At 71.3% G+C, this 4,343-nt stretch carries 4 protein-coding genes; 2 read left to right on the forward strand and 2 right to left on the reverse strand.

What is annotated here, in order from left to right; translation table 11 throughout:
• Nucleotides 1-236: 236 nt before the first annotated feature.
• Together VMF70_05495 and VMF70_05500 are read right to left on the reverse strand one after the other, a co-directional pair.
• Nucleotides 237-1,433, reverse strand: coding sequence for an acyl-CoA dehydrogenase family protein (locus VMF70_05495; protein ID HTT67464.1), 1,197 nt, complete (start codon nt 1,431-1,433; stop codon nt 237-239).
• 12 nt (nt 1,434-1,445) lie between these two features.
• A complete protein-coding gene (locus tag VMF70_05500; protein HTT67465.1) occupies nt 1,446-2,228 on the reverse strand; it encodes a hypothetical protein in 783 nt (260 codons plus the stop codon).
• A gap of 148 nt (nt 2,229-2,376) precedes the next feature.
• Between VMF70_05500 and VMF70_05505 the strand changes: the two genes are divergently transcribed.
• Nucleotides 2,377-4,158: a M1 family metallopeptidase gene (locus VMF70_05505; protein HTT67466.1), complete on the forward strand. Its 1,782-nt coding sequence runs from the start codon at nt 2,377-2,379 to the stop codon at nt 4,156-4,158.
• Nucleotides 4,151-4,343, forward strand: a 193-nt coding sequence (locus tag VMF70_05510) for a hypothetical protein (protein HTT67467.1), incomplete at its 3' end; no start/stop codon positions are given. The genes VMF70_05505 and VMF70_05510, both read left to right, overlap by 8 nt.

Below are 4,343 nucleotides of genomic sequence, written 5' to 3' on the forward strand. Positions count from 1 at the left end.
CCGAGCTGGTGGTGGTGAGCTGCACGGTGTCGGCGAGCCCCCGGGCGCCGATCTCGCGCCGCAGGGCCTCGAGCACCGCCGCCGAGCCGCGGGCCGAGCAGCAGGGCAGGCCGTCGGGCTTCTTCTGGTCGCAGGCCAGGACGTGGTACCGGAACGGTTGCATCGTTACCACCACTGCGGCTGGCGAGGGAGGGCCGTGGCGGGCGTCGCCCGGGGCGCGGGCAGCGGCGGCATCGTCAGTCCGCCGCCTGCGCGCTCTGGCGCCCGCCGCCGGAGACGTACTGCCCGATCATGATCTTGCTGATCTCCTCGCGCTGGATCTGGTTGGTGCCCTCGTAGATCTGCGTGATCTTGGCGTCGCGCATGTACTTCTCGATCGGGTAGTCGCGCATGTACCCGTAGCCGCCGAACACCTGCACGGCGTCGATCGTGACCTGCACCGCGACGTCGGCCGCGAACAGCTTGGACATCGCGGAGTAGATCGTCGGCCGCTGCTTCGGCTGCGAGTCGATGTACTTGGCCGTGGCGTAGATCAGGGCGCGCGCCGCCTCGACCTTGGTCGCCATGTCGGCCAGGCTGAACCGCAGGCCCTGGAAGGCCGAGACGGGGGAGCCGAACTGGCGCCGCGTGCAGGCGTATGCCACCGCGAGGTCGAGCGCGCCCTGCGCGATGCCGAGTGCCTGCGCGCCCACGCCGGGCCGCGAGGCGTCGAACGTCCGCATCGCCGTGATGAAGCCGGTGCCCTCGCGGCCGATCAGGTTCGCGGCCGGCACCCGGCAATCCTGGAAGACGAGCTCCCGCGTCGCGGAGGCGCGGATGCCCATCTTGTCCTCCTTCTTCCCGAACGCGAAGCCGGGCGTGCCCTTCTCGACCACGATGGCGCTCGCCCCGCGCGGCCCCTTCGCCGGGTTGGTGAGCGCGATGACGGTGTAGACCTCGGCCTCGCCGCCGTTGGTGATCCACTGCTTGGTGCCGTTCAGCACGTAGTGGTCGCCGTCGCGCATCGCCGTCGTGCGGATGCCGCCCGCGTCGGAGCCGGCATCGGGCTCGGTGAGCGCGAAGGCGGCGAGCCGCCGGCCGGCGGCGATGTCGGGCAGGAAGCGCCGCTTCAGCTCCTCGCTCCCCGACAGCAGGATCGGCATCGTGCCGAGGGCCGTCCCGGCGAGCGCGAGCGCGATCCCGCCGCACGCCTTGGACAGCTCCTCGGTCACCAGCACGAGGTTCGTCGTCGGCGTGCCGTTGGCGATGCCCTCGTACTCCTCGGGGATGAAGGTGCGGAACAGGTCCGCCCCGGCCAGCGTCTTCACGACCGGCCACGGGAACTCGCCCGTCCGGTCGTACTCCGCCGCGACCGGCCGGATCTCCTTCTCGGCGATCTCCCGGGCGAGGCTCTGGATCGCCTGCTGCTCCTCGGTGAAGCCGTAGTCCATCATCGCCGGTCTCCCTCAGGCGCCGTTGCGCATCGGGGCGCGCGTGGTGCGCGGCGCGCGGCCGGGCGGGTCCGCCCACAGCACCGGCCGCTGCACCCAGGTCTTGCCGTCGTCGAACACGAACCGCAGCTGCTGCTCGGGCACGATGGACGCGAACGAGCTGACCTGGACGTCGCCCACCAGCGAGCCGGCCGCCGCCAGCTGCTGCAGCCGCTCGACCAGCAGCAGGACGTCCAGGTTGAGGTCGCGGACCTCCACCGTCACGCGGCCCGCCGTGCGGTCCACCTCAACCACGAGATCGCCCTCGGGGTACAGGCCTTCGTAGCCGTCGGCCAGCGCTTCCAGCTCGCGGGCCGCCCGCGCGGGGTCCGTGGCCGTGAACGTCACGCGGCCGTTGAGCCGCTGCACCCGCGGCTCGACCATTTCGACCTTGGCACCGGTCCACAGCTGCGGCTTCGCCCTGGCATAGTCGGGGTGGGCCCATTCGATCTGGAGGGCGCCGCCCCGTTCCACCCGGAGCCGGACCAGCTGCGAATCCGTTTCGGTGTGCACGAACAGCTCGCCGCCCGGAATCCGGCCCTGGGCCTGCTCCGGGATCTCGCTCAGCATCCGCACCAGCTCGCCTGCGATCGTCGGCAGGCACGGGCCCGCCGAGGGCTGGATGTGACGCACCACGATTGTGCCGAGCACCGGGTCGAACTCGAGCCACTCGCCGGGCAGAGCGCCCAGCCGCTGCTGCACCGCTTGGGGCAGCTCGCCCAGCGCCACGCGCCCATAGCATCCCGCGTCGTAGAACATGACAAATCCCCCTGTCGCTGTCGGGATTCGGGCCCTAATGAAGCACCCGTCGCGATCCGCTTCCGGAGGCTGGCGACGGGCAGGTGCCCCTGGCCGACTGAACCTCCAAGTCGCAAATTCCGGGCCGTTCCTGCTCTGAAAGGCCTCCATGTCCCGGCCAGACCCGCATTCCTGCTTCGATTCCACCCAGCCGCACACCCGCCATCTCGAGCTCGACCTCGCGGTGGATTTCGACCGCAAGCGTGTCGCCGGCCAGGTCACGCTGACGCTGGACCGGCCGTCCGCGGGCCCGTTCGACCTCGACACCAAGGGGCTGGTGATCGCGTCGGTGCGCACCGACGGCGGCCGGCCCATCGCCTACGAGCCGGGAGCCGAGGAGCCGATCCTCGGGAGCCGGCTGCGACTGAGCCTCCCGGCGGCCACGGAGAAGGTCGTCCTCGCCTACGAGACGGGGCCCGATGCGATCGGGCTGCAGTGGCTCGCGCCGGAGCAGACGGCGGGCCGGCGGCACCCGTTCATGTTCACGCAGTTCCAGCCGATCCACGCGCGCACGATGATCCCGTGCCAGGACACGCCGATGGTGCGGGTGACCTACGACGCCGCCATCACGGTGCCGGAGGCGTTGACGGCGGTGATGTCGGCGGGCCCGGTCGGGGAGCCGGTCGACTCCGAGGCGGGGATGCGGACGGTGCGGTTCCGGATGCCGCAGGCCATCCCCAGCTACCTGATCGCGCTGGCCGTGGGCGACCTGGCGGCGCGCGACCTGAGCCCGCGCGCGCGGGTGTGGGCCGAGCCGGCGACGGTGGAGGCCGCGGCGTGGGAGTTCGCCGGCGTGGAGCAGATGATCGTGGCGGCGGAGCAGATGTTCGGGCCGTACGAGTGGGACCGCTACGACATGCTGGTGCTGCCGCCCTCGTTCCCTTACGGCGGCATGGAGAACCCGCGGCTGACGTTCCTCACGCCGACGCTGCTGGCGGGCGACCGTTCGCTGGTGGACGTGGTGTGCCACGAGCTGGCGCACTCCTGGACCGGCAACCTCGTGACCAACGCGACGATGGACCACTTCTGGCTCAACGAGGGGTTCACCGTGTGGGCCGAGCGGCGGATCCTGGAGGCGCTGCACGGCGAGGCGGCGGCCGCGGTGAGCTGGGCGATCGGCCGCGTGGCGCTGGACGAGTCGGTGGCGCGGTTCGGCGCCGACTCGCCGTACACGGTGCTGCGCACCCATCTCGAGGGCGTGGATCCCGACGACGTGTACTCGTCGGTGCCGTACGAGAAGGGGTCGCTGTTCGTGGGCCTCCTGGAGCGGACCGTGGGCCGGGAGCGGTTCGATCAGTTCATCCGCGCCTACATCAAGCGGTTCCACTTCACGTCGGTCACCACCGAGCAGCTGATGGCGTTCGTCGAGCAGCAGCTGCCGGGCGTCGCCGCGAAGGTCGGCGCGGACGAGTGGCTGAACCGGCCCGGCGTGCCGGCCAACGCGCCGCTGTTCCGGTCGGCGCCGCTGGAGGCGATCGTCGCGCTGGCCGAGGGATGGGCGAAGGGCGGCCGGCCGGGGCCGGCGCAGCTGGCGCAGTGGAGCCCCAGCGAGCTGCTGGTCTACCTGCAGCACCTGCCGCGGGAGCTCGACGCGGCATCGTGCCGCTGGCTCGACGCCGAGCTCAAGCTCACCGGGCGCGGCAACTACGAGATCCTGGTGGAGTGGCTCACCATCGCGGTGGGCAGCGACTACGAGCCGGTCTTCGGCCGGGCACGCGACGTGCTGACGAAAGTCGGCCGGATGAAGTACCTGCGCCCGCTGTACGGAGCCCTGGGCCGCCACCCGCGCACCCGCGCACTGGCCCGGGAGATCTTCGCCGCGGCGGCGCCCACCTACCACACTCTCTCTCGCCGCGTGGTCGAGTCGGTGATGGAGAAATACGATGGCTGACGAATCGCGCCTTCCCGAAAACGCCTTTCGCGAGCTCAAGCCGGGCGAGCGTTACGCGCCCGTGGTGGGCCCCGGCGAGGTCGTGCCGGAGATCACGGTCCGCTCGATCGTGCAGGGGTTCTTCTGGTCCGTCGTCTTCTCGGCGGCGGCGACCTACATCGCCCTGAAGCTGGGCCAGGGCATCG

The organism is Gemmatimonadales bacterium (assembly GCA_035502185.1).
GTDB lineage: Bacteria > Gemmatimonadota > Gemmatimonadetes > Gemmatimonadales > JACORV01 > Fen-1245.

Excerpts from the sequence above, each read along its gene's own strand:
- VMF70_05505 (HTT67466.1), top strand. The coding sequence starts at position 2,377 with ATGTCCCGGCCAGACCCGCATTCCTGCTTCGATTCCACCCAGCCGCAC.
- VMF70_05500 (HTT67465.1), bottom strand. The coding sequence starts at position 2,228 with ATGTTCTACGACGCGGGATGCTATGGGCGCGTGGCGCTGGGCGAGCTG.
- VMF70_05495 (HTT67464.1), bottom strand. The coding sequence starts at position 1,433 with ATGATGGACTACGGCTTCACCGAGGAGCAGCAGGCGATCCAGAGCCTC.